At 76.0% G+C, this 26,941-nt stretch carries 23 protein-coding genes; 16 read left to right on the plus strand and 7 right to left on the minus strand.

Going from position 1 to position 26,941, the window contains the following annotated elements; translation table 11 throughout:
- Positions 1-139 precede the first annotated feature (139 nt).
- Genes IEY99_RS15630 through IEY99_RS15680 form a run of 11 tightly spaced genes read left to right on the plus strand, consistent with a single transcriptional unit; the run spans position 140 to position 11,677 of the window.
- Entirely contained in the window at positions 140-1,783 is a 1,644-nt protein-coding gene (locus IEY99_RS15630; RefSeq protein WP_189203828.1) for a carbamoyltransferase family protein, read from the plus strand.
- Positions 1,780-2,793 carry a glycosyltransferase family 2 protein gene (locus IEY99_RS15635; protein ID WP_229798753.1) on the plus strand — a complete coding sequence of 338 codons (1,014 nt, stop codon included), beginning with the start codon at positions 1,780-1,782 and terminating at the stop codon, positions 2,791-2,793. The genes IEY99_RS15630 and IEY99_RS15635 overlap by 4 nt, the downstream gene beginning before the upstream one ends.
- Positions 2,790-4,367 (plus strand): HAD-IIIA family hydrolase, encoded by a 1,578-nt coding sequence (locus tag IEY99_RS15640; protein WP_189203830.1) that lies wholly within the window; start codon positions 2,790-2,792, stop codon positions 4,365-4,367. Before IEY99_RS15635 ends, IEY99_RS15640 begins: the two co-directional genes overlap by 4 nt.
- A complete protein-coding gene (locus tag IEY99_RS15645) occupies positions 4,364-5,299 on the plus strand; it encodes a glycosyltransferase (protein WP_189203832.1) in 936 nt (311 codons plus the stop codon). Before IEY99_RS15640 ends, IEY99_RS15645 begins: the two co-directional genes overlap by 4 nt.
- Positions 5,284-6,510, plus strand: a complete 1,227-nt coding sequence (locus IEY99_RS15650; protein ID WP_189203834.1) for a glycosyltransferase — start codon at positions 5,284-5,286, stop codon at positions 6,508-6,510. The genes IEY99_RS15645 and IEY99_RS15650 overlap by 16 nt, the downstream gene beginning before the upstream one ends.
- On the plus strand, positions 6,510-7,124 hold the full coding sequence (locus IEY99_RS15655) for a D-sedoheptulose-7-phosphate isomerase (RefSeq protein ID WP_189203836.1): 615 nt from the start codon (positions 6,510-6,512) through the stop codon (positions 7,122-7,124). Before IEY99_RS15650 ends, IEY99_RS15655 begins: the two co-directional genes overlap by 1 nt.
- Positions 7,121-8,518 (plus strand): PfkB family carbohydrate kinase, encoded by a 1,398-nt coding sequence (locus IEY99_RS15660; protein ID WP_189203838.1) that lies wholly within the window; start codon positions 7,121-7,123, stop codon positions 8,516-8,518. Before IEY99_RS15655 ends, IEY99_RS15660 begins: the two co-directional genes overlap by 4 nt.
- 2 nt (positions 8,519-8,520) lie before the next feature.
- Positions 8,521-9,201, plus strand: coding sequence for an SDR family oxidoreductase (locus IEY99_RS15665; protein WP_189203840.1), 681 nt, complete (start codon positions 8,521-8,523; stop codon positions 9,199-9,201).
- The gene (locus IEY99_RS15670) at positions 9,198-10,127 is read left to right on the plus strand and encodes a glycosyltransferase family 9 protein (protein WP_189203842.1); all 930 of its coding nucleotides are present in this window, start codon (positions 9,198-9,200) and stop codon (positions 10,125-10,127) included. The genes IEY99_RS15665 and IEY99_RS15670 overlap by 4 nt, the downstream gene beginning before the upstream one ends.
- On the plus strand, positions 10,111-11,079 hold the full coding sequence (locus tag IEY99_RS15675) for a DNA topoisomerase IB (protein ID WP_189203844.1): 969 nt from the start codon (positions 10,111-10,113) through the stop codon (positions 11,077-11,079). The genes IEY99_RS15670 and IEY99_RS15675 overlap by 17 nt, the downstream gene beginning before the upstream one ends.
- 40 nt (positions 11,080-11,119) lie before the next feature.
- The gene (locus tag IEY99_RS15680) at positions 11,120-11,677 is read left to right on the plus strand and encodes a hypothetical protein (RefSeq protein WP_189203846.1); all 558 of its coding nucleotides are present in this window, start codon (positions 11,120-11,122) and stop codon (positions 11,675-11,677) included.
- Between the two features lie 61 nt (positions 11,678-11,738).
- Here IEY99_RS15680 and IEY99_RS15685 read toward each other — a convergent pair whose 3' ends face one another.
- Together IEY99_RS15685 and IEY99_RS15690 are read right to left on the minus strand one after the other, a co-directional pair.
- Entirely contained in the window at positions 11,739-13,178 is a 1,440-nt protein-coding gene (locus IEY99_RS15685; RefSeq protein WP_189203848.1) for a LamG domain-containing protein, read from the minus strand.
- Between the two features lie 37 nt (positions 13,179-13,215).
- Positions 13,216-14,139 carry a DMT family transporter gene (locus IEY99_RS15690; protein WP_189203850.1) on the minus strand — a complete coding sequence of 308 codons (924 nt, stop codon included), beginning with the start codon at positions 14,137-14,139 and terminating at the stop codon, positions 13,216-13,218.
- Positions 14,140-14,221: 82 nt separating this feature from the next.
- Between IEY99_RS15690 and IEY99_RS15695 the strand changes: the two genes are divergently transcribed.
- On the plus strand, positions 14,222-15,109 hold the full coding sequence (locus tag IEY99_RS15695) for a LysR family transcriptional regulator (RefSeq protein ID WP_189203852.1): 888 nt from the start codon (positions 14,222-14,224) through the stop codon (positions 15,107-15,109).
- Positions 15,110-15,305: 196 nt separating this feature from the next.
- Here IEY99_RS15695 and IEY99_RS15700 read toward each other — a convergent pair whose 3' ends face one another.
- From IEY99_RS15700 to IEY99_RS15715, 4 genes are all read right to left on the minus strand, one after another.
- Positions 15,306-15,692, minus strand: coding sequence for a hypothetical protein (locus tag IEY99_RS15700; protein ID WP_189203854.1), 387 nt, complete (start codon positions 15,690-15,692; stop codon positions 15,306-15,308).
- A 170-nt stretch (positions 15,693-15,862) separates the two neighbouring features.
- Positions 15,863-19,204, minus strand: a complete 3,342-nt coding sequence (gene cydC, locus IEY99_RS15705) for a thiol reductant ABC exporter subunit CydC (protein ID WP_189203856.1) — start codon at positions 19,202-19,204, stop codon at positions 15,863-15,865.
- Positions 19,201-20,181, minus strand: a complete 981-nt coding sequence (gene cydB, locus IEY99_RS15710; RefSeq protein WP_189203858.1) for a cytochrome d ubiquinol oxidase subunit II — start codon at positions 20,179-20,181, stop codon at positions 19,201-19,203. Before cydB ends, cydC begins: the two co-directional genes overlap by 4 nt.
- A gap of 14 nt (positions 20,182-20,195) precedes the next feature.
- Positions 20,196-21,575: a cytochrome ubiquinol oxidase subunit I gene (locus IEY99_RS15715; RefSeq protein ID WP_189203861.1), complete on the minus strand. Its 1,380-nt coding sequence runs from the start codon at positions 21,573-21,575 to the stop codon at positions 20,196-20,198.
- A 75-nt stretch (positions 21,576-21,650) separates the two neighbouring features.
- On the opposite strand from IEY99_RS15715, the gene IEY99_RS15720 reads away from it, so the two are divergent.
- From IEY99_RS15720 to IEY99_RS15730, 3 genes are read left to right on the plus strand one after another with little or no spacing between them, the layout of a single operon-like run.
- A complete protein-coding gene (locus IEY99_RS15720; protein WP_189203863.1) occupies positions 21,651-22,019 on the plus strand; it encodes a BlaI/MecI/CopY family transcriptional regulator in 369 nt (122 codons plus the stop codon).
- The gene (locus IEY99_RS15725) at positions 22,016-22,939 is read left to right on the plus strand and encodes a M56 family metallopeptidase (RefSeq protein ID WP_189203865.1); all 924 of its coding nucleotides are present in this window, start codon (positions 22,016-22,018) and stop codon (positions 22,937-22,939) included. Before IEY99_RS15720 ends, IEY99_RS15725 begins: the two co-directional genes overlap by 4 nt.
- A gap of 42 nt (positions 22,940-22,981) precedes the next feature.
- A complete protein-coding gene (locus IEY99_RS15730) occupies positions 22,982-23,884 on the plus strand; it encodes an aminoglycoside phosphotransferase family protein (RefSeq protein ID WP_189203867.1) in 903 nt (300 codons plus the stop codon).
- Positions 23,885-23,897: 13 nt separating this feature from the next.
- Here IEY99_RS15730 and IEY99_RS15735 read toward each other — a convergent pair whose 3' ends face one another.
- Positions 23,898-25,343, minus strand: a complete 1,446-nt coding sequence (locus IEY99_RS15735) for a sensor domain-containing diguanylate cyclase (RefSeq protein ID WP_189203869.1) — start codon at positions 25,341-25,343, stop codon at positions 23,898-23,900.
- A gap of 179 nt (positions 25,344-25,522) precedes the next feature.
- Between IEY99_RS15735 and IEY99_RS15740 the strand changes: the two genes are divergently transcribed.
- Positions 25,523-26,887 carry a YibE/F family protein gene (locus tag IEY99_RS15740; protein WP_189203871.1) on the plus strand — a complete coding sequence of 455 codons (1,365 nt, stop codon included), beginning with the start codon at positions 25,523-25,525 and terminating at the stop codon, positions 26,885-26,887.
- Positions 26,888-26,941 lie beyond the last annotated feature (54 nt).

The following is a 26,941-nucleotide window of genomic DNA, read 5'->3' on the forward strand; positions in this document are numbered from 1 at the left end:
CGCGCGGCTTGCCCCCGCGGGCATGGTCCAAAACCTGACAACTGTGCCTATCAGTGCAGGTCAGCGCCGCGATCAAGAAGTTTGGAAGAAGTCGTTGATCATGTGAGTAAGTTGGGGCCAGCGGGGTACACCGCGGCCCATGCGAGTCCTGGGAATCAATGCGATCTTCCATGATCCGGCCGCCGCCCTGATCGTGGACGGTCGGGTCGTCGCCGCCGCGGAGGAGGAGCGCTTCAGCCGTCGCAAGCACGGCAAGCGCCCCGTTCCGTTCTCGGCCTGGGAGCTTCCGGAGCTCTCCGCCGCCTGGTGCCTCGAGGAGGCGGGGCTCGAACCGGGCGACCTCGACGCCGTCGCCTACTCGTTCGACCCCGGGCTGACCCGCGACGCCGCGAGCCTGGGGCTCAGCGACCCGTGGGACCACCTGCGCGTCGACTACGCCCGCCGGGCGCCGCAGTTCCTCGCCGGCGCGCTGCCCGGGCTCGACCCGGAGCTGGTCCGCTTCGTGCCGCACCACGTCGCGCACGCCGCCTCGGCGGGACTGTCCATCGCCGACGACAGCGCGGTGCTGGTCCTCGACGGCCGCGGCGAGGTCGCCAGCCACCTCGCCGGCGCCTACCGCGACGGGCGGCTCACCACGCTGGCCAGCCAGGAGCTGCCGCACTCGCTGGGCCTGCTCTACGAGGACCTGACCCGCCATCTCGGCTTCATGCACTCCTCCGACGAGTACAAGGTGATGGCGCTCGCTTCCTACGGCCGGCCGAGATATCTGGATCTGTTCCGCGAGTGGGTGCACGCGAACGACGACGGCGGCTTCACGGTCGAGCGCATCGACTGGTCCGCGCTGACCAAGGCCCGCCCGGCCGACGGCGAGATGACCGAGGCGCACGCCGACCTCGCGTCGAGCGTCCAGGTGCGCCTGGAGGAGGTGCTGCTCGACCTCGCCCGCTGGACGTACCAGGCGTCCGGCGGCCTCAAGACCCTCACCATGGCCGGCGGCACCGCGCTGAACTGCGTGGCCAACGCCCGCATCGCCGCCGAGGGCCCGTTCGACCGGGTCTGGGTGCAGCCGGCCGCCGGCGACTCCGGCACCGCGCTCGGCGCCGCCCTGGCGGTGGCCCGCGACGCCGGCCCGGTCGCCGCGTTCACCGGCGCCGACCTCGGCCGCGGCTGGAGCGACGAGGAGCTGGAGGCCGAGCTCCGGCGGGCGGCGCTGCCGTACACCCGGCCGGAGTCCATCGCCGCCGAGGCCGCGCGGGTGCTCGCCGCCAACGGCATCGTGGCCTGGTACCAGGGCCGCAGCGAGTACGGCCCGCGCGCCCTCGGGCACCGCTCGCTGCTCGCGCATCCGGGCGACGCCGACACCCAGACCCGGATGAACGACGTCAAGGGCCGCGAGCAGTTCCGCCCGATCGCGCCGATGGTGCGCGCCGAGCGCTTCGCCGACATCTTCGACGGGGTCTACCCGAGCCCGTACATGCTCTTCGTGCACCGGGTCAGACCGGAGTGGAAGGACCGCATCCCGGCGGTCACCCACGTCGACGGCACCGCGCGGGTGCAGACCGTCCACGCCGACACCGAGCCGCTCGTGGCGCAGATGCTGGCCGAGTTCGAGCGCCTCACCGGGCTGCCGGTGGTGGTGAACACCTCGCTGAACACCGCCGGGCGCCCGATGGTGGACACCCCCCGCGAGGCGATGGAGCTGTTCGGCTCCGCGCCGGTCGACCTGCTCGCGCTCGGCCCCTTCGCGGTGCACCGCGCGAAGGCGTTCGGGGACGGCCGATGAGCGGACGGTCGATGACCGGAGTCTCGGTGGTGGTGCCCACCCTCGGCCGGCCCAGCCTGGCCGTCCTGCTGTCGGCGCTCGCCACGGCGGAGCCGGCCCCCGTGCCCGTGGAGTTCCTGCTGGTCGACGACCGGCGCCACCCGGCGCAGGAGCTGCCGGTGCCGCCCGGCATCGACGTCAAGGTCCTCACCGGCCGGGCCGCGGGCCCGGCCGCCGCGCGCAATGTGGGCTGGCAGGCCGCCAGCCACGACTGGGTGGCGTTCCTGGACGACGACGTGGTGCCGGACCCGGACTGGCTGGTCCGCCTGCACGACGACCTGACCGGCGCGGGCCCGGACGTCGGCGGAGTACAGGGGGTCCTGCGGGTGCCGCCGCCCGCCGGGCGCCGCCCCACCGACTGGGAACGGGTCACCGCCGCGCTCGCCGACGGCGCCTGGATCACCGCGGACATGGCGTACCGGCGGCGCGCGCTGGCGGCCACGGGCGGCTTCGACGAGCGGCTGCCCCGGGCGTTCCGGGAGGACGCGGAGCTCGCCCACCGGGTGCGTCAGGCGGGCTACCGGCTGGTCCAGGGAGTGCGCACGGTCACCCATCCGGTGCGTCCGGAGGACCGCTGGGTCAGCGTACGCACGCAGCGCGGCAACGCCGACGACGCGCTCCTGCGCCGCCTCTACGGCCGCGGCTGGCGCGCCCGGCTCGAGGTCCCGCCGGGCCGCCGCCGCAAGCACATGGCGGTCACCGCCGCGGCCGCCCTCGCCGCGACCCTCACCGTCCCCGCCCTGCTCACCCGGCGCCGGGGCTGGTCCGCCGCCGCGGCCGCCGCGGCCGCGGTCTGGGCCGCCGGGACCGCGGAGTTCGCCGCCGCCCGCATCGCGCCCGGGCCGCGCGACGCGCACGAGGTCACCACCATGGCGCTGACCAGCGTGGCGATCCCGCCGGTCGCCACCGTCCACTGGCTGCGGGGCTGGGCGCGCTGGCGCGGCGCCCGCCCGTGGGGGCCGGCTCGGTGAGCGCGCTGTACGACGCGGTCCTGTTCGACCGGGACGGCACGCTGGTCGTGGACGTCCCCTACAACGGCGATCCCGCGCTGGTGCGGCCGATGCCCGGCGCGCGGGCCGCCCTCGACCGGCTGCGCGCCGCCGGGCTGCGCCTCGGCGTGGTCACCAACCAGTCCGGGCTGGCCCGGGGCCGGTTCACCGCCGCGCAGCTCGCCGCCGTCCACGCCCGCGTCGAGGAGCTCCTCGGGCCCTTCGACGTGTGGCAGATCTGCCCGCACGACGACGCGGCGGCCTGCCGCTGCCGCAAGCCCGCGCCCGGGATGATCGAGGACGCCGCGGCCGCCCTCGGCACCGTGGCCCCGCGCTGCGTGGTGGTCGGCGACATCGGCCGGGACATGGTGGCCGCCGGCGCGGCCGGGGCCGCCGGCATCATGGTGCCCACCCCGGTGACGCTGGCCGGCGAGGTCGCCGCCGCCCCCGCGGTCGCCGCCGACCTGGAGCGCGCCGCCGACCTGATCCTGCAGCGGCAGGCGCTGGTGACGCCGGTCGGGTCCCGCCCCCGGGCGGGCACCGTGCTGGTCGTGCGTGCCGACTCCGCCGGTGACGTGCTGCTGACCGGTCCGGGCGTCCGCGCGGTCGCCGCCGGCGCCGAGCGCGTCGTGCTGCTCTGCGGCCCGCGCGGGCGGGCCGCCGCCGAGCTGCTGCCCGGCGTCGACGAGATCGTCGAGGCCCGGCTGCCCTGGATCGACCCGCAGCCGCAGCAGGTCGACGCCGCCTTCGTCCGGGACCTGACCGACCGGCTCGCCGCGACCGGCGCCGAGGAGGCCGTCGTCTTCACCTCCTTCCACCAGTCGGCGCTGCCGCTGGCCCTGCTGCTGCGCGCGGCCGGGGTCGATCGGATCACCGCGATCAGCGAGGACTACCCCGGGTCGCTGCTGGACGTGCGGCACCGCGTACCCGCGGGCCTGCCGGAGGCGGAACGGGCCCGCTCGGTCGCCGCCGCCGCGGGGTTCGCCCTGCCGGACACCGACGACGGCGGCCTGCGGGTCGTGCTCGGGCCGGTGCGCGACGACGGCGACTACGTCGTGGTGCACCCCGGCGCCTCGGTCCAGGCCCGCTCGTGCCCGCCGGAGACGATGCGGGCGGTCGTCGCCGCCCTCGCCGCCGAGGGACACCGGGTGCTGGTGACCGGCGGGCCGGGGGAGCGGGAGCTGGCCGCCTTCGTGGCCGGCACGGCCGGCACCGACGCCGGACCGACGAGCATGGCGGGCCTCGCGGGCCTGCTCGCCGGTGCGGCCGGCGCGGTCGTGGCCAACACCGGGCCGGCCCACCTCGCCGCCGCGGTCGGCACCCCGGTGGTGAGCCTCTACGCCCCGACCGTCCCCTTCGGGCAGTGGGGTCCCTACCGGGTGCCGCACGTGCGCCTCGGCGACCCCGCCGCCGCCTGCCGGGACACCCGCGCCACCCGCTGCCCCGTCCCGGGACACCCCTGCCTGTCGACCGTCCGGCCCGCCGACGTGGTCGCCGCCCTGCGGCTGCTCGGCGTGCGGACCCCCCAGAACCGAACGGAAGAGGTCGCCGCGTGAACATTCTGCTCTGGCACGTGCACGGCTCCTGGACGACGGCGTTCGTCCAGGGCAAACACCGCTACCTCGTGCCGGTCAACGCCGGGCGCGACGAGTGGGGGCGCGGCCGGGCTCGCACCTTCGACTGGCCGGAGACCGTCGAGGAGGTCGACGTGGGCGCCCTGCGGCCGGACGACGTCGACGTGGTCGTGCTGCAGCGCCCCGACGAGCTCGAGCGGGTCGCTCACCTGCGCGCGCCGAAGATCTACGTCGAGCACAACACCCCCAAGGGCGACGTCCCGCACACGCGGCACCCGATGGCCGACCGCGACGACCTCGTCGTCGCCCACGTCACCCACTTCAACGAGCTGTTCTGGGACACCGGGTCGACCCGCACGACGGTGATCGAGCACGGCATCGTCGAGCCCGCGGTGCGCTGGACCGGCGAGCTCCCGCGGTTCGCGGTCGTCACCAACGAGCCGGTCCGGCGCCACCGGGTCACCGGCACCGACCTCATGCCGCGGTTCGCGGCGGTCGCCCCGCTCGACGTGTACGGCATGGGCGTCGCCGGGCTGCGCCTGGAGAACGTCACCGCGTACGACGATCCGCCGCAGGCCCGGATGCACGAGGCGATCGCGCAGCGGCGGGCGTACCTGCACCTGTGCCGGTGGACCTCGCTGGGACTGAGCCTGATCGAGGCCATGCAGATCGGGATGCCGGTCCTGGCGCTGGCCACCACCGAGGCCGTGGCCGCCGTGCCGGGCGACGCCGGCGTGCTCTCCACCCGCGTCGACACCCTCGTCGAGGCGGCGCAATGGCTGATCGACGAGCCCGAGGCGGCCCGCCGGCTGGGCGAGCGCGCCCGCCAGGTCGCCCTGGCCCGCTACGGTCTCGACCGCTTCCTCGCGGACTGGGACCGACTGCTGGAAGAGGAAACATGCGCATCGCGATGATCTCGGAGCACGCCAGCCCGCTGTCCGCCCTCGGCGGCGTCGACGCGGGCGGTCAGAACGCCCACGTGGCCGCCCTGGCCGCCGCGCTGGCCGAGCAGGGCCACGAGGTCCGCGTCTACACCCGCCGCGACGATCCCGTACCGCCTCCCGTCGTCGAGGTCCACGGCTTCGAGGTGGTGCACGTGCCGGCCGGGCCGGCGATGACGCTGCCCAAGGACGACCTGCTGCCGTACATGGGCGACTTCGCCGAGTGGACGGCCGCCGACTGGCGCGGCACCTGGGCGCCCGACGTCGTGCACGCGCACTTCTGGATGAGCGGGCTGGCCGCGGTGACCGCCGCCCGGGCCTGCGACGTCCCGGTCGTGCTCACCTACCACGCGCTCGGCTCGGTGAAGCGCCGCCACCAGGGCGCCGCCGACACCAGCCCGGCGCACCGGATCTCCTACGAGCGCCAGCTCGGCCGGGTGGTCGACCGCGTCGTCGTGCAGTGCCAGGACGAGATCCGCGAGCTGCTGCTGATGGGCGTGCCGCGCAGCCAGATGGCGCTCGTGCCCTCCGGCGTCGACACCACGCTGTTCTGCCCCGAGGGGCCGGCCGAGCCCCGCGACCCCGGCCGGCCGCGGATCCTGACCGTGGGGCGCCTGGTCGCCCGCAAGGGGTACGAGGACCTCATCCGGGCCCTGCCGTCGGTCCCCGGCGCGGAGCTGGTGGTCGTCGGCGGCCCGCCCGGCGGCCGCCTCGACGACGACCCCTACGCCGGCCGCCTGCGCGCCCTGGCCGCGCAGTGCCGCGTCGCCGACCGGGTCCGGCTGGCCGGGGCGGTGGCCGCCGGGGACATGCCGCGCTGGTACCGCTCGGCGGACGTGCTCGCCGCCGCGCCCTGGTACGAGCCGTTCGGGCTCACCCCGCTCGAGGCGATGGCCTGCGGCATCCCGGTGGTCGGCACCGCCGTCGGCGGCCTGACGGACACCGTCGTCGACGGCGTCACCGGCGACCTCGTCGCGCCTCGGGACCCCCGCGAGCTCGGCCTGGCCCTGCGCCGGCTGCTCGGCGACGAGGTGCGCCGGATCTCGTACGCGGCGGCCGCGGCCGACCGCGCCGCGCACTCCTACTCGTGGCGGCGCGTCGCCACCCGGCTCGCGGCGGTCTACGCGTCCGTCGCCGGCCGGACCCTGACCAGCACGGAGTCCCCCCGAGAGGCGGTTGTGTGATGGATCCGTTGGACACCCATGTGCGCGGCATGGCGGCGGCGCTGGGGCCGTACCGGGCCGCGGCGTCCGGGCGTCTCGCCCGCTGGGGCGCCCAGCTCGCCCGCCATCTCGGCACCGGCGGACGGCTGCTGGTCGCCGGCAACGGCGGCAGCGCCGCCGAGGCCCAGCACCTGGCCGCCGAGCTGGTCGGGCGGCTGCGCGACGAGCGGATGCCGCTGTCGGCCATCGCGCTGACCCCGGACTCCTCGGCGGTCACCGCGATCAGCAACGACTACGGCTACGAGGAGGTGTTCGCCCGCCAGGTGCGCGCCCACGGCCGCCCCGGCGACGTGCTCATGCTGATGTCGACCAGCGGCCGCAGCCCCAACCTGGTGCGGGCCGCGCACGCCGCCCGCGAGCTGGGCGTGCGCACGTGGGCGCTGGTCGGCGCCGGCCCGAGCCCGCTCGCCGAGGCGTGCGACGAGGCGCTGTGCTGCCCGTCCGAGGACTCGCAGGTGGTGCAGGAGCTGCACCTGATCTCGGTCCACGTGATGTGCGAGTACCTCGACCGGGCGCTGCCGGCGGTACTGGGAAAAGCCGTGGCCGCCCGGCGCGAGGCGGTGCTGGTGTCATGAGCGGCCGCCCCCTGCTGGTCGTGCTCGGCGACACCCTGCTCGACCGCGACGTCGACGGCGCCGTACGCCGGGTGGCCCCCGACGCCCCGGCCCCCGTGCTCGACGAGCGCGAGGTGACCGACCGGCCCGGCGGCGCCGGGCTGGCCGCCCTGCTCGCCGCCGGCCAGGACCACGACGTCGCGCTGGTCACCGCCCTGGCCGACGACCCGGCCGCGGCCCGGCTCAGCGAGCTGCTGACCGCTGCGGGCGTCGAGGTGTACGCGCTCCCCCTGCCGGGCGCCACCCCCGAGAAGATCCGCCTGCGCGCCGGCGGCCAGGTCCTCGTGCGCCTCGACCGCGGCGGCGAGCCCGAGCCGCCCGGCGCGGCGAGCGAGGCCGCCCTGCAGGTGCTCCGCCGCGCCACGGCCGTGCTGGTCAGCGACTACGGCCGCGGCGTCACCCGGGCGCCGGACCTGCGCCGGGCGCTGGAGGAGACCCGGGCGCCGATCGTGTGGGACCCGCATCCGAACGGTCCCGCGCCGGTGCCCAACGTGCGCCTGGTGACCCCGAACGAGGCCGAGGTGCGCCAGCTCACCGGCGACGCGGGCGGCGGCTCGATGCTCGCCGTGGTCCAGCGCGCCGGGCACCAGCTGCGGCAGCGCTGGCGCGCCGGGGCGGTGGCCGTCACCGTGGGCAGGGCGGGCGCGGTGCTCTGCCACCAGGGGCCGACGCCGCTGGTGGTGCCGGCGCCCGACGAGGCCGACGGGGACACCTGCGGTGCGGGGGACCGGTTCGCCGCCACCGCCGCCCTCGCCCTCGCCCGGGGCGCCCTGGTCTCCGAGGCCGTCCAGGAGGCCGTCGCCGCCGCCACCGCGTACGTCGCCGCGGGTGGGGTCGCCGCGGCACTGGCACCCCAGCGCGAGCCCGGGCGCCCGGAGCGGATCGGCGCGGAGGAGGCGGGCCGGCTCGTCGCGGAGACGCGGGCGCGCGGCGGCACGGTCGTGGCCACCGGCGGCTGCTTCGACCTGCTCCACATCGGACATCTGGCGACCCTGAAGGCGGCGCGCAAGCTCGGCGACTGCCTGATCGTCTGCCTCAACTCCGACCGCAGCGTCTCCGCGCTGAAGGGGCCGGACCGGCCGCTGACCGCCCAGGCCGACCGGGCGCGGCTGCTTGCCGCCCTCGACTGCGTGGACGCCGTCGTGATCTTCGACGAGCCGACGCCCGAGGCGGTGCTCACCTGGCTGCGCCCGGACGTGTGGGTCAAGGGCGGCGACTACGCCGACGGCGGGCCCGACCTGCCCGAGGCCGCGCTCATGCACCGCTGGGGCGGCCAGACCGTGATCGTGCCCTATCTCGACGGCCGTTCCACCACCGGAACCATCGCCGCGGCCCAGGCCGCCACCAGGAGGTAATCATGGACGCAGTCATCGTCACCGGCGGCTCGAGCGGCCTCGGCGCCGCCGTCGTCGACGCCGTCGTCAAGGCCGGCGGCCGCCCGTTCGTCATCGACCGGCAGCCCCCCAAGGAGGGCGTCGAGTGGGCCGAGTGCGACCTCGCCGACACGCGTGCCGCCGAGGCGGCCACCCGGGAGCTGATCGCGCGGGCCGGCGGCAGCATCGACGGCGTGGTCACCGCGGCCGGCATGGACGTGCCGGGGGCGCTCGCCGACGTCCCGGGTGAGATCTGGGACCGCATCGTCACCATCGATCTGCTCTCCACCGCCGCGGTCATCCGGGCGGCGATCCCGGCGCTGAAGGAGACCCACGGCGGCGTCGTCACCATCGCGTCCACGCTGGGCGTCAAGGCGGTCAGCGACGCGACCGCGTACTGCGCCGCCAAGTTCGGCGTCGTCGGCTTCACCCGGGCGCTCGCGGCCGAGCTGGCCGGGCAGGTCAACGTCACCCTGCTCATCCCGGGCGGCATGCGCACGAAGTTCTTCGACGACCGCGACCCGCAGTACAAGCCCGGACCGGACGCGATCCTCAACGACCCGGCCAACGTGGCGAACGCCGTCATGTTCGCGCTCAGCCAGCCGGCCGGGTGCGCCGTGCGCGAGCTGGTGATCGCCGCCGAGCAGGAGACCTCGTACCCGTGATCCTCGTGCTGCGCGCCCTCGGCGTGGGCGACCTCGCCGCGGGCGTGCCGGCGTTGCGCGCGGTCCGGGCCGCCTTCCCGGCCCGGACCCTCGCGCTCGCCGCACCCACCTGGCTGACGCCGCTGGTCGCGCTGATCGGCGGCGTCGACCGGGTCGTGCCCACCGACGGGCTCGGCGCGCCGCTTCCCGCGCTGCCCCCGGTGGAGGTGGCGGTCAACCTGCACGGACGCGGCCCCGAGTCGCACCGTCTGCTGCAGGCGGTGGACCCGGCGAAGCTCTGGGCGTTCGCCTGCCCGGAGGCGGGACATCGCGACGGTCCGGCCTGGACCGACGAGGAGCACGAGGTGCATCGCTGGTGCCGGCTGCTGGGCCACTACGGTGCGGCCGCCGATCCGGCGGACCTGACCCTGGCGGCGCCCGCCGTGGACGTGCCGCGCGGCGTCACCATCGTGCACCCGGGCGCCAAGTCGCCGTCGCGCCGCTGGCCACCCGAACGGTTCGCGGCCGTGGCCCGGTCCCTGGCGGCGGCCGGGCACCGGGTGCTGGTCACCGGCGCGGACGCCGAGCGGGAGATCGCCCGGCGGGTGGCCACGCGCGCCGGGCTGGGTCCGGACGCCGTCGTGCGCACCGGCCTCGACGAGCTCGCCGGCCTGGTGGCGCACGCCCGGCTGCTGGTCAGCGGCGACACCGGCATCGCGCACCTGGCCACCGCGTACCGGACGCCGTCGGTGGTGCTCTTCGGCCCGATGCCGCCGCGGCGCTGGGGGCCGCCGCCGAGGCCGTACCATCGGGCGATCTGGCACGGCACCCGGGCGGAGCGCGGCGACCTGAGCGGCCCGGACGTCCACCCGGCCCTGTTGGCCGTCACGGTGGAGGAGGTCCTCCAGGCGGCCCGCGAGGTGGAACGCCATGCGGTTACGGCGTAGCGACCTCACCCGGCCCGGCTTCTCGCGCCGGCGCAGCGGCAAGGGCTTCCGCTACCTGGACACCGACGGCAAGCCGCTGAAGGACGACGCGGCGCGGGACCGGATCAGGGCGCTCGTCATCCCGCCGGCCTGGACCGACGTCTGGATCAGCACCGACCCGCGGGGCCACATCCAGGCCACCGGCATCGACGCCGCCGGGCGCAAGCAGTACGTCTACCACCCGCGCTGGCGCACCGCCCGCGACGAGGAGAAGTTCGACCACGCCCGGGCGGTCGCCGAGCGGCTGCCGGAGATCCGCTCCCGGCTCTGCGCCGACCTCGGGGGCCGCGGCCTCACCCGGGCCCGGGTGCTGGCCGCGATCACCCGCCTGCTCGACATGGGCATGTTCCGGGTGGGCAGCGACCAGTACGCCCAGCGCGAGGAGGACCCGTCGTTCGGCCTGTCCACCCTGCGCCCCGAGCACGTCCGCGCCCGCGGCGGCTGCGTGGTGCTCGAGTTCACCGGCAAGTCCGGCAAGGAGCACACCCACCAGGTCGGCGACGGCGAGGTCTGCCAGGTCCTGCGCGACCTGCGGCGGCGGCGCCGGGGCGAGGAGCGGCTGTTCGCGTACTGGGATCCCGCGGCGCGGCGCTGGCGCGAGATCCGCGCCGACGACGTCAACGACTACCTGCGCGAGATCAGCGGCGAGGAGATGACCGCCAAGGTCTTCCGCACCTGGCACGGCACGGTCAAGGCCGCCGGGGAGCTCGCCGAGGCGGGCCCGAAGAAGTCGCCGACCGCCCGCGCCAAGGCCGTGTCGCACGCGATGAAGGAGGTCGCCGGCCTGCTCGGCAACACCCCGGCGGTGGCGCGCAGCTCCTACGTGGACCCGAAGGTGATCGAGGCGTACGAGCGGGGCCGTACGGTGGAGGAGCCCACCGAGGAAGCGGTGATCGACCTGCTCACCGACTGAGCCACCGGCCGTGCTCCCCTCGATCGGAGAGGATGGTGCGGTGAGTGACTCATCGGTGACCACCGGCAAGCTGCTGCTCGTGGAGTACGAGCGGCTCAAGGAAGAACAGAAGACCCGCATCGGCTTCCGCGACAACCTGATCTACGCGACGCTGGCCTCGATGGCCGGCGTCGTCGCGGCGACCCTGGCCCCGCGGGGCCACGCCGGCCTGCTCCTGCTCCTGCCGCCGGTGTGCGTGGTCCTCGGCTGGACGTACCTCGTCAACGACGAGAAGGTCTCCGCGCTGGGCCGCTACCTGCGCCTGACGCTGGCGCCCCGGCTGGCCGCGCTGGCGGGCGCGACGGAGGAGGAGGCGCCCGCGGTCCTGGGCTGGGAGACCGCGCACCGCTCCGACCCGGAGCGCCGGCTCCGCAAGGCGTCCCAGCTCGTCGTGGACCTCGGCACGTTCTGCCTGCCCGCGGTGAGCGCCCTGGTGGTGTTCTGGGTGGACGGACCGGGCCGCGGCGATCTCGCGGTCGTGTCGGTGCTGGAGCTGCTGGTGGTGCTCGGCCTGGGTGTGCAGATCGTCCGCTACGCCGACCTGGCCCGGGGACGCTGAGCGCCGCCGGGTCAGGCCGGTGGGCGGCCGGGATCGAGCGACCGTCCGGCGCGGATCGGGCTCAGAGGATCCGGGCCGCGGAGATCGGGCGAGCCGCGGTAGTGTAGGTCTTCGCCGCGCCGGTGTTGACGCTCCAGCGGTAGCGGCTGAACGCGCCGGTGGCGTCCGAGGCGTAGAACATCATGTGCCCGATGCCGGTCCCGGTGAGGACCGTGGCGTCGTCGATCATGCGGGTGTCCGGGTAGGGCGCGTACGTGGCCAGGCCGTAGACGCCGTGCGGGTCGGAGGTGCAGTCGATGATCTCGACCGCGTGCTGGGTCTCGCCCGGGAAGGTCAGGGATCCGGTGTGGACGCCCTTGAGCCGGCGGACCATGACGATGTGCCCGGTGTTGGCCGGATCGGTGCCGGCGTAGTCGACGGCGATCAGGTCTCCGGGCTGCAGGTCGGCGACCCGGGTGATGCGGCGCATCCGCGGCCCCGGCTGGGTCTCGAAGCCCTTGCGGTAGTCCGCGGCCTCGGGCGAGTGGTCACCGAAGTGGGTGCGGAAGTACTCGTCGGTGGCCCAGGGGTAGGTGTGCCGGAGAACGGCGGTGATGAACGAGGCGCACCGGGCGCGGGACCGCCACGAGGTGAGGTCGGCCGGGCTGCCCCACCGCACGTCGGCCGGCGCCGCCGTCTCGTAGTGGTTGGCGGACCGGGCGGTGCGCCCGGCGACGAGCGCGATCTCGTCGGCGGTGAGCGCCCGCTGATAGGCGCGGACGTCGGCGATGGCACCCTTCCACCGGTTCACCGTGGTGCCCTCCCAGGTGGCCTGGCCGATGTGGAAGGTGCGGTCCGCGCGCCAGGCGAGGGCCGTCCGGGTGCTGCCCTCGAGCACCCCGTCGACGTAGAGCGACAGGGTCCCCTCGTGGCTGACCCCGGCCAGGTGCACCCAGGTGCCCGCCGCCGCGGGGGTGGTGGCCACGGCGGAGGCCTTCTCGCGCTCGTCGGCGCTGCGCACCTTGAAGGCCCAGCCGAGCGCCGGGTCGTACTGCAGCAGGAACCGGGTGGCGGTCGGCGAGTCCTGGCTGACGGCCGTGTACGTGGCCGACAGGGACGCCAGGCGCACCCAGGCCGAGACGGTGAACGATCCGGCGGTGTCGAGCACGGCGGGTGCGGTCGCCCCGGACGAGCCGTCGAGGCTCAGCTCGCCGCCGGCGCGCAGCGTCGTCCAGCTCGCCCCGGGACCGACGGCGAGGGTCCGGCCCAGGCCGGACCGGTCGGATCCGTCGCCGCCCAGCGGCCAGTGACCGGCCAGGCCGTCCGTCAGATATCCGGCGGCGATCAGGCGCTGGTACTGCACCAGCTGCTCGGCCTGCAACAGGTGCGGTGCCGTCCCCGGCACGAAGGGCGCGTCCAGCTCCCCGGCCCGCGCCGCCCTGGGCGCCGGCACCGTCGCGGCCAGCGTTCCGGCACCGGCCGCCGCGGCCGCACCGAACAGGGTTCGCCTGGAGACCCGCATCGATTCCCCCGTCGTCGATCTCGAAAGTCGGCGGAGTCTAGCGCGGCGTCCGAGCGCCGCCCCGCCGGCCCGGGAGGCCGGGGGAGCGGGTCACGGCCACGCCGAGCAGGCAGAGCGCGCCGCCGGCCAGCGCCAGCCCGGTCGGCACCTCGCCCAGCAGCGCCCAGGACATCAGCACGGCGATCGCCGGGACCAGGTACGAGGAGGAGCCGAGCTGCCCGGCGGTCATCCGGTGCAGGGCGTACGCCCAGGTCGCGAACGCCACCGCGGTCGGGAACAGGCCGAGATAGACGACGCCCAGGGTGGCGGCCCCGGGGGCCACCGCCAGCTCGTGGAGCAGCGTGCCGGTCCACGGCAGGCACACCGCCGCCCCGGCCAGGCAGCCCAGCCAGGTCGCGGTGAACGGGTCCACGGTGGTGAGCGCCTGCTTCTGCAGGATCACCCCGACCGCGTAGAGGGCGGCCGCGCCGAGGGCGAGCAGCACCCCGGTCAGGTCGTGGCGGCCGGTGGAGGTGGCCACGGCGATGGTGGTGACGCCGCCGAAGGCGATGGCGAGGCCGGTCACCAGGCCGCGCGGGAAGCCCTCCCCGAGGTAGACGCCGGCCAGCACCGCGATCAGGATGGGGCCCACGTTGACCAGCAGCGCGGTCGTACCGGCGTCCAGGTGGTGCTCGGCGGCGTTGATCAGGATCGCGTAGACGCCGAACCACAGCGCCCCGTACGCCAGGACCAGCAGCAGCGGACGGCCGCGCGGGATGCTGCGCGGCCGGAGCAGCGCGACCGCGGTGAGGGCGAGCGACCCGGTGGCGAGCCGGCCGAGGGCGAGCGACCCGGGGCTGTAGTGCGCGCCGACCGAGCGGATGGCGATGAAGGCGGACGCCCAGAGGACCATGGTGGTCCCGGCGGCGAGCAGGGGCAGCGCAGCGGTCGAGCGGTGCTGCCCGGTGGTCGTGGCGGTCATGGCTCCACCCTGCGCCACCCATGACTTCAGCACCAGCAAGTAATTCTTCCCTACCATTTAGCGGCACTGTACGGTCGACGGCATGCTGGACGTCCATCGCCTGCGCGTGTTCCGGGCCGTCGTGGCCAGTGGCTCGGTCAACGCCGCGGCCGCCAACCTCGGCTACACCCCGTCGGCCGTCAGCCAGCACGTCACGGCGTTGCAGCGGGAGACCGGCCTGACCCTGCTCGCGCGCAACGGGCGCGGCGTCGAGCCGACCGCCACCGGCCTGGCCCTGGCCGGGCGCATCGACGGCGTGCTGGCCCAGCTCGGCGACGTCGAGGCCCTGGTGTCGGACCTGCGGGCGGGCCGCACCGGCTCGTTGTCGATCGCCTATTTCGCCTCGGTGGGCGCGGCCTGGATGCCGGCCGCGACGCGGGCGCTGCTGAGCGACTTCCCCGACCTGCGGCTCGCCCTCGAGCTGCGCGACGACTTCCCGACCGGGCCGGGCAAGCGGCCCGACGTCCAGATCGCGGTCGCCGGGCCGGACTTCCGGGGTACCCGGGAAGCGCGCGCCCACCACCTGCTGGACGACCCGTACGTGGCCGTCGTACCGGCCGCCCACCCGCTCGCCGGTGAGCCCGGGGTCGAGCTGGCCGCGCTCGCCGCCGAGAGCTGGATCGACAACGACTTCGCCCGCGGCTGGTGCCGCGACAACCTGCTCCAGACCTGCCAGAGCGCCGGCTTCTGCCCGTCGTTCCGCGTCGAGGCGCACGACTACCCGACGGCGATCGCGTTCGTCGACGCGGGCATCGGCATCACCGTGCTGCCCCGGCTCGGCGCCACCAGGCTGCCCGCCGGTGTCGCGGTGGTGCCGGTGACCGCCCCGACGCCGGTCCGGTCGATCTTCGCGCTGGTCCAGACCGCCGTCGAGTCCGCGCCGCCGGCCCGTCGCCTGCTCGAGGTGCTCCGGGAGTGCGCACGTTCCTAGTACCGCAGCGGCACTCGCCGGCCGCCAGCGATTCCATGATCAGATCGATGAGGCCGTGACCTTGTCCACACTGCCGCAGACGGCGGCGGCTGCGATCGGGCACCGTCCCACCCGATCCCAGGACCAAGGAAGCTGTCCGGCCACGCATCGCCCCCGGCGGAGGTGGGCGGGACGTCGCACCCGCCCACCGGGGTCATCAGGCGGCGTCGCAGGAGCTCGCGACCGTTGCGCCGGTAGCCGTGTTCACCAGGACGGAGCAGGCGCTCGTCAGGCCCACTGCCGGCACCGTGGTGTTGATGGGCACCGGCAGGCCCGGAAGCGCGGGAAGGAGGCTGGTGACGGTCGAGGTCACACCCGCCGCGTCGAGCGTGGTGCTGAGCTTCAGGGTGGTCGCGCCTGTGCAGGTGGCCGACCCCGTGGTCGTGGCGCCGGTCGTCGTTGCGGTCGTCGTGACGCCACCGCTGCACGAGACAGCGGGCAGCGCGGGAAGGACGGACGGCGCTGCGGCCGCCGGGCTCGCGAGGGCCATGGTGACAAGACCGCAGGTGAGCATCATCAGGGATGGAGCCAGGCGTCGGTTCATCTTGCGTACCTCCGTCATCGGTGGAGCGGAATCGAGGTGACGACAGCGCGCATGTCGACGTCACGGTAGATCAACCCGGCCGTGATCAGGTCCGGAACGACGAACGTGCCGGAAGGGACCGGTGGGGTGCAACCACGATGAGCCGGCGGCAGCCGAGTGCCGTTGCAGTGCTAGGCGCGGACGGCCTGGGCGCCGCTCAGCTCCCGCGGACGGTGAAGACGCCGGAGGCGCCCGTCGCGGAGCCGGTAGACGGCGTCCATCCGGTCGAGCCCCTCGGTGCGGTGCGTGAACAGCAGGACCGTGCAGTCCCCGGCGGCGTCGAGCAGGTCGGCCATCAGGGCCGCGGCGCCCGCCTCGTCGAGGCCCTCGGTCGGCTCGTCCAGCAGCAGCAACCGCGGCGCGGCGAGCAGGGCGCGGGCGGTGGCGAGCCGGCGCCGCTGCCCGCCGGAGATCGTGCCGCCCCCGGTGCCCAGCCAGGCGTCCAGCCCGCCGGGCAGCCCGGCGAGCCACGGACCGAGACCGGCGCGGGTCAGCGCCGCGCTCAGCTCCGGGTCGCTCGCGGCGGGGTTCGCCAGGCGCAGGTTCTCCCGTACGGTCGTCGCGAACACGTGGTCGGCCTCGTCGCCGACGAGCACCGCGGGCGCGGGCCGGCGTACCGTGCCCGCCCGCGGGTCGAGCAGCCCGGCCAGGACCGCGGCCAGGGTCGACTTGCCGCCGCCGGACGCGCCGAGCACGGCCACCCGCGCGCCCGGCGCCAGCTCCAGGTCGACGCCGCGCAGCGCCGGCCGGCGCCCGGGATCCCAGCCCGCCACCAGCCCGCGCACGGTCACCGCGGCGGACCCGGAGCGGTCCGGCCGGGCGCCGGCGGTGCCGTGCCGGGAGTCCCGGCCGGGTTCCCTCTCCGGTGAGGTCCGCATGGCCGGTGGGGGCGAGGTCCGGAGCTCGGCCAGCCGGTCGCGCGCCCCGGCGGCGCGGCGCCGCGCGACCGCCGCCTCCGGCAGGGTGGCCACGGGCTCGCCGAGGGCCACGACGGCGAGCAGCAGCACGGCCGCCCATTCCGGCGAGATTCCGCCGGTGTGCCGCAGGACCACCGCCGTTCCGGCGACGGCGAGCCCCCAGCCGGCCAGGCTCAAGGCCGCGGCGGCACCGGCCGCCCGGGCCGAGCCCGCCTCCCGCCGGGCCAGCGCCCGGCTGCGCCGCTCCGGCACGTCCAGCGCCGCACCGCCGCGCAGGGCCAGCTCCTCGATCCCCTCCACCGTCTCCACGACGGCGTCCCGCAGCTCGGCGCGTGCCCGTGCGGTGGCCGCCTCCGCCCGGGCGGCGTGCCACGCGGCCAGGGCGGGCGCCGCCACGGCCGAGATCACCAGGCCCGCGCCGAGCGGCAGCGCCAGGGCGGGCACCACCGCGACGGCGGCGGCCGTGGCGACCGCCAGCGTGAGCGCCGCGCTCCAGGCGGGTATCCGGCCGCGGAGCAGCCCGTCGACCCGCGCGTCGACGTCGGCGCCGATCCGGGTGAGCAGGTCGCCGCGCCGCCGGGTCCGCGGGCCGGGCACGCGGGGGACGAGGTCCGCGTAGACCCGCGAGCGCCACCGGCCGAGCCGGGCGAACGCCACGTCGTGCGCCACCAGCCGTTCCAGGTAGCGCAGCAGTGGGCGGGCGACGGCGGAGCCGCGCACCAGCACCACGGCGGCCGACAGGGTCAGCACCGGCGGCAGCGACGCGGCCCGGACCAGCAGCCAGGCGGCGGCGCCGGTGAGGACGAGCCCGGCCAGCCCCGCCGCCGCCCCGAGGGCCACCGCCGTCCCCGGCCGCACCAGCATCTTCCTAGGACGGCCTGCGCGGTGTGACCCCGCCCCTGCCGGATGCCCGGCCGGCACCGCGGATGCGGATGCGGTGGTCGCGGCGGATGCCGGTCCGGAGTCCTCGGCGGCGGCCGAGCCGGGCGGCGGGGTCACGTCGACGATGCGGTCGGCGTCGGCCAGGGGCGCCGGCCGGTGGGCGACGAGCAGGACCGCGCATCCCCGGCGGGCCGCGTCCCGCAGGTGCGCGATCACCGCCCGCTCGGCGTCGGCGTCGAGGTGCGCCGTCGGCTCGTCCAGCAGGAGCACCACCGGCCGCCGCGCCGCCGCGCGCAGCAGGGCCGCCAGGGCCAGCCGCTGGCGCTGCCCGGCCGACACCCCCGACCCCTGCTCGCCGAGCACCGTCGCGGGCCCGATCTCCTCGTCGAGCCCGACCGTGCGCAGCGCCGCGCGGATCTCCGCCGGGCCGGCGCCGGGGAACACGTCCGCGACCGTGCGCACGTGCGGCAGCGCCGGGCGCTGGGGCAGGTAGAGCAGCCCCGGCCCGGTCAGCTCGACCCGGCCGCCGGTGGCCGGGTGCAGCCCGGCCAGCACCCGCAGCAACGTCGTCTTGCCCGCCCCGGACGGCCCCCGCAGTGCGACGATCTCGTGGTCGCGCACGCCCAGCGCGTCGAGGGTGAGCGCGTCCGAGGTCATGCCCGGATAGCGCACCCGCAGCCGGGAGGCGAACACCCCGGGCCGGTCGCCCGTACCTCCCCGCTCAGGCAGGTAGGCGGCCTCGTCGTCACCGCTGCCGAGCATCTCGTCCACGTCCGCGATCACCGCGGTCGCGTCCGCGCTGGCGTGGAACCGGGCCGCGACCTCCCGCAGCGGCCGGTACGCCTCCGGCGCCAGCAGGATCACCAGCAGCGCGGCGCCGAGGTCCAGGTTGCCGGCGGCCACCCGCAGCCCGGCCTCCACCGCGATGAGTCCGACGGACAGCGTGCCCAGCAGGTCCAGCGCGGTCGAGGACAGGAACGCCACGCGCAGGACCCGTACGGTGGCGGACCGGTGCCGGTCGGTGAGCTCGCGCACCACCGCCGTCTGCCGCTCGGCGCGCCCGAAGACCCGCAGGGTCGCGAGCCCGCGCACGGCGTCGAGGAAGTGGCCCGCCAGGCGCGCGTCGGCGGCCCACGCCTGCCGCGCGCGCTGCTGGGTCGCCCAGCCGATCAGGGCTCCCAGCACGGGCACCAGCGGCAGCGTCACGAGGGTGATGACCGCCGAGGCCGGGTCCACGACGGCCATCGCGACGATCACCAGGGGTGGCAGCGCGGCGCCGAGCACCAGCGCGGGCAGGTAGCCGGTGAACCACGGGCGCAGGGCGTCGATCCCGCCGGTCAGCGTGGCCGCGAGCCGGCCACTGCCGGAGGCGGCGACCCGGGCGGGGCCCCGGCGCAGGGCCGCGCGCAGCGTCGCGCGGCGCAGGTCGTCGGTGACCCGGGCGGCGGTGCGCTGGGCGACGACCTGCTCCGCCCAGGTGAGGGCGGCGCGCGCCAGGAAGGCCCCGGCGAGCAGCCAGAGGGCGTCGCGGCCGGTGACGATCCGGGCCAGGGCGACGGCCACCGCGACGGTCGCGGCGGCCTGCCCGGCGCCGAGCAGGGTCAGGACCGCGATGCCCGTACGCCCGGCGCGCGCGTGCCGCAGCAGCCGGGGATCGACCGGGCCCCGCCTCACGACGGCACCCGCTCGCTGGCCACCCGGCGGCGGAACACCCAGTACGAGAACGCCTGGTAGGCCAGAACCCCCGGGAGCACGACCGCGCCGGCGACGCTGAGCAGCCGCAGCGCCTGCGGGGTGGCGGCGGCGCCGGTCATGGTCAGCGACCACGCCGGGTCGAGGGTGCTGCGCAGCACCACGTCGCCGTGGCCGGTGAAGACGGCGACGACCGCGCCCGCGACCCCGGCGGCGGTGGCGCCGAAGGCGACGAGCTCGCGGCCGTGCCGGGCGACGAGCGTGACGCCCAGGCACAGCACGGCGGCGGCGAGCACGGGCCGGGAGCCGCCGAGCGCCCCGGCGGCGCCGAGCACCAGCGTGCCGGCCGCGCCGAGGCGGACGCCGGCGGTGCGGGCCCGGGCGTGCACCGGGCCGGTGGTGCGCAGCGCGAGGAACGTCGCGCCGAGGAGCAGGGCGGCGAACAGCGCCAGGGCCGCCCCGGCCAGGGCGGGCCAGGTGGCCAGGGGCGCGAGGCTGCGCGCCGGGCCGCGGCCGGTCACCTCCCCGTCGGCGCCGAGCGCGAGGCCGTGGGTGAGGGCGCCGAGCACCGCGCCCCACAGCGCCACGATGCCCGCCGAGCTGAGCGCCAGGGCGGTGTCGCAGCGGCGCCGCCAGCGCGGGCCGTCGCCCTTGCCGCGGAACTCCAGGGCGACGCCGCGCGCGGCGAGCAGGAGCAACAGCACGGCCATCGGCAGGTAGAGGGCCGAGAGCAGGGCGGCGTACCAGGCGGGGAAGGCCGCGAACGTCACGCCGACGGCGGCGACGAGCCAGACCTCGTTGCCGTCCCAGAACGGCCCGATCGTGCGGACGGCGGCGCCGCGCTCGTGGTCGTCGCGGCCGAGCAGCGGGCCGAGCATGCCCACCCCGAAGTCGAACCCCTCCAGTACGAAGAACAGCACCCAGCAGAGGACGACGAGCGAGAACCAGGCGGTGACCATTGCCGTTCTCCTCCTCAGTAGACGGGGGCCGGCGGCTGCGCGGCCTCGACGGGAGCGGCCTGCGGGGCGAGCGGTTGCCGCGACAGGTGGCGGACCAGGCGCAGCCAGACGACGGCGAGCACGCCGTAGACGACCGCGAAGCCGACGAGCGAGCCGGCGACCTCGGCGCGGGTGAGCCCGGGGGAGATGCCGTCGGCGACCCGGGAGATACCGAACGCGAGCCACGGCTGGCGGGCGGTCTCGGTGAAGATCCAGCCGAAGGTGTTCGCGGCGGCGGGCAGGATCGGCACCAGGGGCAGCACGCGTAGCAGCAGCCGGTGGCCGGGCCGTCCCTTGCGGGTGCTCCACAGATGGAAGGCGGCCAGCGCCGCCGCGAGCATGCCGATGCCGATCATGAGCCGGAAGGACCAGAACGCCACCGGGATCATGGGCACGTAGCTGCCGGGACCGTACTGGGCGGCGTACTGCGCCTGCAGGTCGTCGATGCCCTGCACGGTCGCGCCGGGGGAGCCCGCGGCGAGGATCGACAGCAGGCGGGGGATCTCGATGCTGAGGAAGGGCTCGCCGCCGCCGGGGGAGCCGACGGCGAAGAGCGAGAACGGCGCGCCGGTGGTGGTGGCGTAGAGCGCCTCGGCGGCGGCCATCTTCATCGGCTGCACCTCGGTGATGACCTTGCCGAGGTGGTCGCCGGTGAGGGCGGTCAGCGCCCCGCCGGCCGCGGTGAGCCACGCGCCGAGGCGGGCGAGCGTGCGGTGCGCGGGTTCGCCGCCGTGCCGCTGGCGCCACACCCCGATGCCCAGCAGCAGGGATCCGCCCGCCATCGCGGCGCCCGCGAGGGTGTGCGGGAAGGCGGCGAGGTTGACCTCGTTGAGCAGCAGCGCGCCGAAGTCGTCGAGGCGGGCGCGGCCGGTGCGCGGGTCGAGCGAGTACGCCACTGGGTTCTGCATGAACGAGTTCGCGGCCAGGATGATGAACGCGGAGAGCACGGTGCCGACCGCGACGGTCACGATGGTGGCGGCGTGCACCGCACGGGGCAGCCGGTCCCAGCCGAAGTACCACAGCGCGAGGAACGTGGCCTCGAGGAAGAACGCGAGCATGCCCTCGATGGCGAGGGTGGGCCCGAAGACGTCGCCGTAGAAGCGGGCGAAGGCGCTCCAGCCCATGCCGAACTGGAACTCCTGCACCAGCCCGGTGACCACGCCGACGGCGAAGGTCACGATCAGCAGCCTGCCGACGAACTGGGTGAGATCGCGATACCGCTCCTTTCCCGTACGCAGCCACGTGAGCTGCAGTCCCGCCGCGGTGGCGGCGAGGCTGATCGACAGCGGCACGAAGAAGTAGTGGTAGATCGTCACGACCGCGAACTGCAGCCGGGTCAGGTCGAGCACGTCCACGGGTCATCCCCTCTACGACAACTTGTAGTAGATACTACGCCGTGTAGTACGACCGTGTGCAGTAGAGTGGTTCCCATGGCTTTGGGGGACCTCGAACGCGAGGTCATGCAGCAGTTGTGGGAGGCCGGGCAGCCGCTGACCGTGCGGCAGGTCCACGACCGGCTCAGCCGCTCGCGCGACCTGGCGTACACGACGGTGATGACCGTGCTGGACCGGCTCGCCAAGAAGGGCGTGGTCCTGCAGCAGAAGGCCGACCGCGCCTATCGCTACGCGCCCGCGCAGTCGCGCGAGGAGATGACCGCGGCGCTGATGCTCGACGCGCTCAGCACGGCCCCCGACGGCGTCCGCGACGCGGCGCTGGCCCACTTCGTCGGCCGGATCGACCCGTCCGCGCTGACCGCCGCGATCGAGGCGGCCCGGAAGGGAACGGCCGCCGGATCGTGACCGCGCTGCTGCTCGGCGCCCTGGGCCTGACCCTGTCCCTCGTGGTGCCGGGTGTCCTGGCCGCGGCGCGCTGGCCGGACCGTGCGCCGGCCGCGGCGGTCGCGCTGTGGCAGAGCATCACCCTGACCGGCATCCTCTGCGCCCTGGGCGTCGTGCTCGCCGCCCCGCAGGAGCTGGTCCACGCCCTGGGCTCGGGCCCGCCGGGCAGCGCGACCGCCCTGGCCGCGGCGCTGGGCGTCGCGGCCCTCATCGTCGTCCGGCTGCTGGTCTCCCTCGCCGGCGTGACCCACCGGTCGCGCACCCGCCGCGCGCGGCACCGCATGCTCGTCGACCTGCTGGACGACGCGGAGCGCCACGGCGAGCTGCCCGCCGAGGTGCCGCCCGGCCTGCGGGTGCTCGACGGCGCGCTGCCGTTCGCCTACTGCCTGCCCGGCCGCAGCCCCCGGGTGGTGGTCAGCGGCGGTGCGCTGCGGATCCTCGACCGTGCGCAGGTCGCCGCCGTGATCGCGCACGAGCAGGCCCACCTGCGGCACCGCCACGACCTGGTGATGGAGTCCTTCACCGCGTTCTACCGCGCCGTGCCGCGCCCGCTGCGCAGCCGGGCGCCGCTGGACGCCGTCCACCTGCTGCTGGAGATGGTGGCCGACGACGCCGCCCGGCGCCGGTGCGGCGCGGAGCCGCTGCGCACGGCCCTCGCCGTGCTCGGCGACGCGGTGAGTCCCGACGCGCCCGCCGAGGCGCGGGGCGACGCGGAGCAGGAGCGGCGCCGCCGGGCGCACCGGCTCGCCGGCGCGGACGTCCGGTCGCGAGGCTGGGCACTGCTCGCCGTGACGATGGCGGTCAGCCTGCTGGTGGTCCCCACCGTCATCCTGGTGCTGCCCTGGCTGGGCCGAGCCCTGACCGCCTGGCCCTTCCGGTAGCCGCCACCGGCGCTCTTGCCCGACGGCGCGATCATGGACGGTGTGCATCCTCCCGCATTCGTCCGCAACGTCACCGGGAACTGGGGCGACGCCGGGCGTACCTGGCTCGCGGACCTGCCCGGCGTGATCGCCGCGGTCGCGCGGCAATGGGACCTGACGGTCGGCCCGCCGTACCCGCTGAGCTACCACTGGGTCGCCCCGGTGCGCCGCGCCGACGGCTCGGCGGCGGTCCTCAAGCTGGGCTTGCCCGGGGCCGCCCACCTCGCCGCTGAGGCCACCGCCCTGGACTTCTTCGCCGGCCGCGGCGCCGCCCGGCTGCTCGCGCGCGACGACGCCCGCGGCGCCCTGCTGATCGAGCGCCTGGAGCCCGGCACCACGCTGCGCGGCCTGGTCCGCCACCACGACGACCGGGCCACCGCCGTCCTCGCCGACCTGATGCGCCGGCTGCACCGTCCGGCGCCCCCGGGCCTGGCGCTGAAGGACCTCGCCGCGCGCACCGCGGACTTCGCGGCCCACCTGGATCGCTTCCCCGGCGACGCGCCCCTGCCCCGGGACCTGGTCATCCAGGCGATGCACCGGTACGGCGACCTCTGCGCCTCGGCCGGCTCCCGGGTGGTCCTGCACGGCGACCTGCACCACGAGAACGTCCTCGCCGCGGGCCGGGAGCCGTGGCTGGCCATCGACCCGCACGGCGTCGTCGGCGACCCCGCCGCGGAGATCGGGCCGGTGCTCTACAACCCGCTCGACGGCGACGAGCCGACGCTGTCGTTGCTGATGCCCCGCGTCGAGCAGTTCGCCGACGCTCTGGGCATCGCGACCGGCCGGGTCGTCGCGTGGGGCTTCGCCCAGGCGGTGCTCTCCGAGGTCTGGGACGCCGAGGGCGGCGGGACGTCCCCGGGCCGGGCCCTGCAGGTCGCACTCGCCCTGCGGCCGCTGCTGGACTGAGGCGCGGTCCACCTCACATCCAGGGCGCGGTGACCTCTTCCTGCACGTAGACGGTCACGTTGTTGCGTCCGCGCCGCTTCGACCGGTACATCGCCGTGTCCGCGTGCCGCATCAGCGTCTTCGCGTCCGTACCGCCCGGGTACGCCAGCGCGATGCCCACGCTGACGCCCACGTCGAGCCGCAGTCCCGCGACCGACGCGTGCGCCGCGATGCCGTCGACGATGCGCCGGGCCACGTGCAGGGCCTCGGCGGCGTCGCGGATCCGGGTGAGCAGCACGCCGTACTCGTCGCCGACGATCCGCGCCGCGGTGTCGGTCTCGCGGGTGGTGCGCTTGATGACGTGCCCGACCGTCTGCAGCAGGCGGTCGCCGACGTCGTGGCCGTAGGTGTCGTTGACCGCCCGGAAGCCGTCGAGGCCGCAGCGCAGCAGCGCCACCGGGTACTGGTAGCGGGTGCCCTGGGCGAGGGCCCGTTCCAGGTCGCGTTCGAGGGTCGGGCCGTTCGCCAGGCCGGTCAGTCCGTCGTGCGAGGCCGCGTACGCCATCCCGTCGCTGCTCACCCGGCGCGCGGTGATGTCGCGGTGGTGGCTGACGATGGCGTGCACCGCGGGATGGGCCAGCATGTTGCGGGCGATGATCTCGTGCCACTGCCAGGAGCCGTTGGCGTGCCGCACCCGCAGCTCCGCGGAGTGCTCGACGGTGCTGTCGGAGGTCAGCAGCCGGGTGAACAGCTCGCGCGAGGCGGCCTCGTCCTCGGGGTGGAACAGTCCCCGCAGCACCTTGCCCCGCAGCTCCTCCGGCTGGTAACCCATGACCGGGCGGGCCGCCGGGCTGACCCAGGACACGTCGCCGGCGGCGTCGCTCAAGGTGATGACCTCGGAGCCGTCGCGCACCAAGGCCCGGAACCGTTCCTCGCTCAGCTTCGCCGCCGCCTCCACCCGCTCGCGCTGGGCGACCAGCTCGCCGAGCGTCCGGGCGGTCGTCGCGGTGCCGAGCGCGACCAGCAGGGCCAGGCCGTGCGACTGGTAGCCGCCGAGGTAGCTGGGCACCGCGCCGAGCGCGACCAGGAGCTGTCCGACGGCGATCGCCAGGACGCCGGAGACCGCGGCGGGCTTCCAGGCCCGCGAGCCGGAGCGCCGCAGGTGCACCGAGAGGATGTGCAGGTGGGCGACGGCCAGCAGGGCGCCCCAGCCGACCAGGTACATCACCGCGGTGCCGGTCAGGATCTGCACGGGGACGCGCAGCCACAGCCGGCGGCGCGGATCGCCGCCGGACAGCCGGTGCTGCACCTGGGGCTGGCTCCACACCGCGCCGAGGGCCAGCGGCAGCGCGACCGCCCACAGCGGCGCGTCGCCCGCGAGCCCCAATCGGCGCAGCACGAGCACGGCGGTCAGCACCAGCAGGTGCGTGGCCCCGTAGCGGACGAACCCTGCCGCTCTCGCCACGATCGGGTTGCTCACGTTCGTCGTCCTCGCCTCGGTCGCAGGCCCGGCGCGTCCGCGCGCGGTAGACCCACCATCGACCGGGCCGGCGGACATCCAAGGGTCCGGCCGGGAAAACGTACGCGCCCGGCATAATCGCCTGTCATGAACGACGCCCCGGTCCACCGCCGCGTGCCGCCGCTCCCGGCCTCCCGCCGGTGAGCCACAGCCACGGCCACAGCCACGGCCACGGCCACGGCCACGGCCACGGCCACGGCCACGGCCACGGGGCGCCGCCCGCCGCGTCCCGGCGCACGCGGCGCATCCTCACCGCGGTCCTCGTGCCGGCGGCGCTGGTGACCCTGCTGGCGCTCGTGCTGCTCTGGCCGGGCGACGTCCGCGACGCTTCCGGCGACGCCGGCGGCGGGCAGCGGGCCCTGGGCACGGTCGCCGCCGTCGCGGAGCAGGTCTGCCCGCCCGGGTCCGTGCCGCGGCGGTGCGGCTCGGCGACCGTCGAGGTCACCGAGGGGCCGGGCGCCGGCTCCCGGCAGGAGGTCGATCTGCCGCAGGGGCCCGGCGCGACGGCGCTGCACGCGGGCGACGACGTGGTGCTGCTGCACTTCCCGGACGCGGTGCCGGGCGGGCGCGCGTACTCGGTGGTCGACCGGCAGCGTGCCACGCCGATGGTCTGGCTGGTGGGGCTCGCGGTCGCGGCGATCCTGGCGTTCGGGCGCCGCCGCGGGCTGTCGTCGCTGGCCGGGCTGGCCGTGAGCTTCGGGGTGCTGCTGCTCTTCGTGGTCCCGGCCGTGCTCGACGGCTCCCCGCCGCTGCTCGTCGCGGTCGTCGGCGCCTCCGCCATCATGTTCGCCGCCCTGTACCTGACCCACGGCGTCAACGTCCACACCTCGGTCGCGGTGGCGGGAACCCTGGCGAGCCTGGTGCTCACCGGAGTGCTGGGCGCGGTGTTCACCTCGGCGATGCACCTGACCGGTACGGGCAGCGACGACAGCGCGTACCTGTCGGTGACCCGTGCCGGACTCGACCTGCGGGGCCTGCTGCTGGCCGGCATCGTCATCGGCGCGCTCGGCGTCCTGGACGACGTGACGGTCACCCAGGCGGTGACCGTCGCCGAGATGACCCCCGGGGCGACCGGCCGCTGGGAGCTGTTCCAGGCGGCGATCCGGGTGGGCCGGGCGCACGTGGCGTCGGCGGTGAACACGATCGTGCTCGCCTACGCGGGGGCGTCGCTGCCGCTGCTGCTGCTGATCGCGGCGGGCAGCGAACCGGTCGGCGACCTGCTGACCAGTGAGTTCCTGGCGCAGGAGATCCTGCGCAGCGCGGTGGGCACGATCGGCCTGGTGGCGTCGGTGCCGATCACGACGGGGCTGGCGGCACTGGTGGCCGAGCCGGGCCCGCGGCGGGACCGCGCCGCCCGGCCCGGAGGGGCCGCTCACCCGGACGGGTCCGTTCACCCGGACCGGGCCGCGCACCCGGACCGGGCCGCGCACCCGGACCGGGCCGCCCACCCGGACCGGACCGCTCGGCCGGGCCGGACGAGCCGCGGGGCCCGGCATCGCGGCTGACGCCCGCCCCGCGCGTCCGGACCCGGCGGGGGACCGGACGCGCGGGGCGGGACG

The organism is Couchioplanes azureus, assembly GCF_014648355.1.
Classification (GTDB): domain Bacteria; phylum Actinomycetota; class Actinomycetes; order Mycobacteriales; family Micromonosporaceae; genus Actinoplanes; species Actinoplanes azureus.

Coding starts and splice junctions, on each gene's coding strand:
- IEY99_RS15700 (WP_189203854.1), bottom strand. CDS start 15,692: ATGAACCGACGCCTGGCTCCATCCCTGATGATGCTCACCTGCGGTCTT.
- IEY99_RS15665 (WP_189203840.1), top strand. CDS start 8,521: ATGGACGCAGTCATCGTCACCGGCGGCTCGAGCGGCCTCGGCGCCGCC.
- IEY99_RS15630 (WP_189203828.1), top strand. CDS start 140: ATGCGAGTCCTGGGAATCAATGCGATCTTCCATGATCCGGCCGCCGCC.
- IEY99_RS15720 (WP_189203863.1), top strand. CDS start 21,651: ATGGCTTTGGGGGACCTCGAACGCGAGGTCATGCAGCAGTTGTGGGAG.
- cydB (WP_189203858.1), bottom strand. CDS start 20,181: ATGGTCACCGCCTGGTTCTCGCTCGTCGTCCTCTGCTGGGTGCTGTTC.
- IEY99_RS15635 (WP_229798753.1), top strand. CDS start 1,780: ATGAGCGGACGGTCGATGACCGGAGTCTCGGTGGTGGTGCCCACCCTC.
- IEY99_RS15650 (WP_189203834.1), top strand. CDS start 5,284: ATGCGCATCGCGATGATCTCGGAGCACGCCAGCCCGCTGTCCGCCCTC.
- IEY99_RS15655 (WP_189203836.1), top strand. CDS start 6,510: ATGGATCCGTTGGACACCCATGTGCGCGGCATGGCGGCGGCGCTGGGG.
- IEY99_RS15675 (WP_189203844.1), top strand. CDS start 10,111: ATGCGGTTACGGCGTAGCGACCTCACCCGGCCCGGCTTCTCGCGCCGG.
- IEY99_RS15695 (WP_189203852.1), top strand. CDS start 14,222: ATGCTGGACGTCCATCGCCTGCGCGTGTTCCGGGCCGTCGTGGCCAGT.
- IEY99_RS15685 (WP_189203848.1), bottom strand. CDS start 13,178: ATGCGGGTCTCCAGGCGAACCCTGTTCGGTGCGGCCGCGGCGGCCGGT.
- IEY99_RS15660 (WP_189203838.1), top strand. CDS start 7,121: ATGAGCGGCCGCCCCCTGCTGGTCGTGCTCGGCGACACCCTGCTCGAC.
- IEY99_RS15690 (WP_189203850.1), bottom strand. CDS start 14,139: ATGACCGCCACGACCACCGGGCAGCACCGCTCGACCGCTGCGCTGCCC.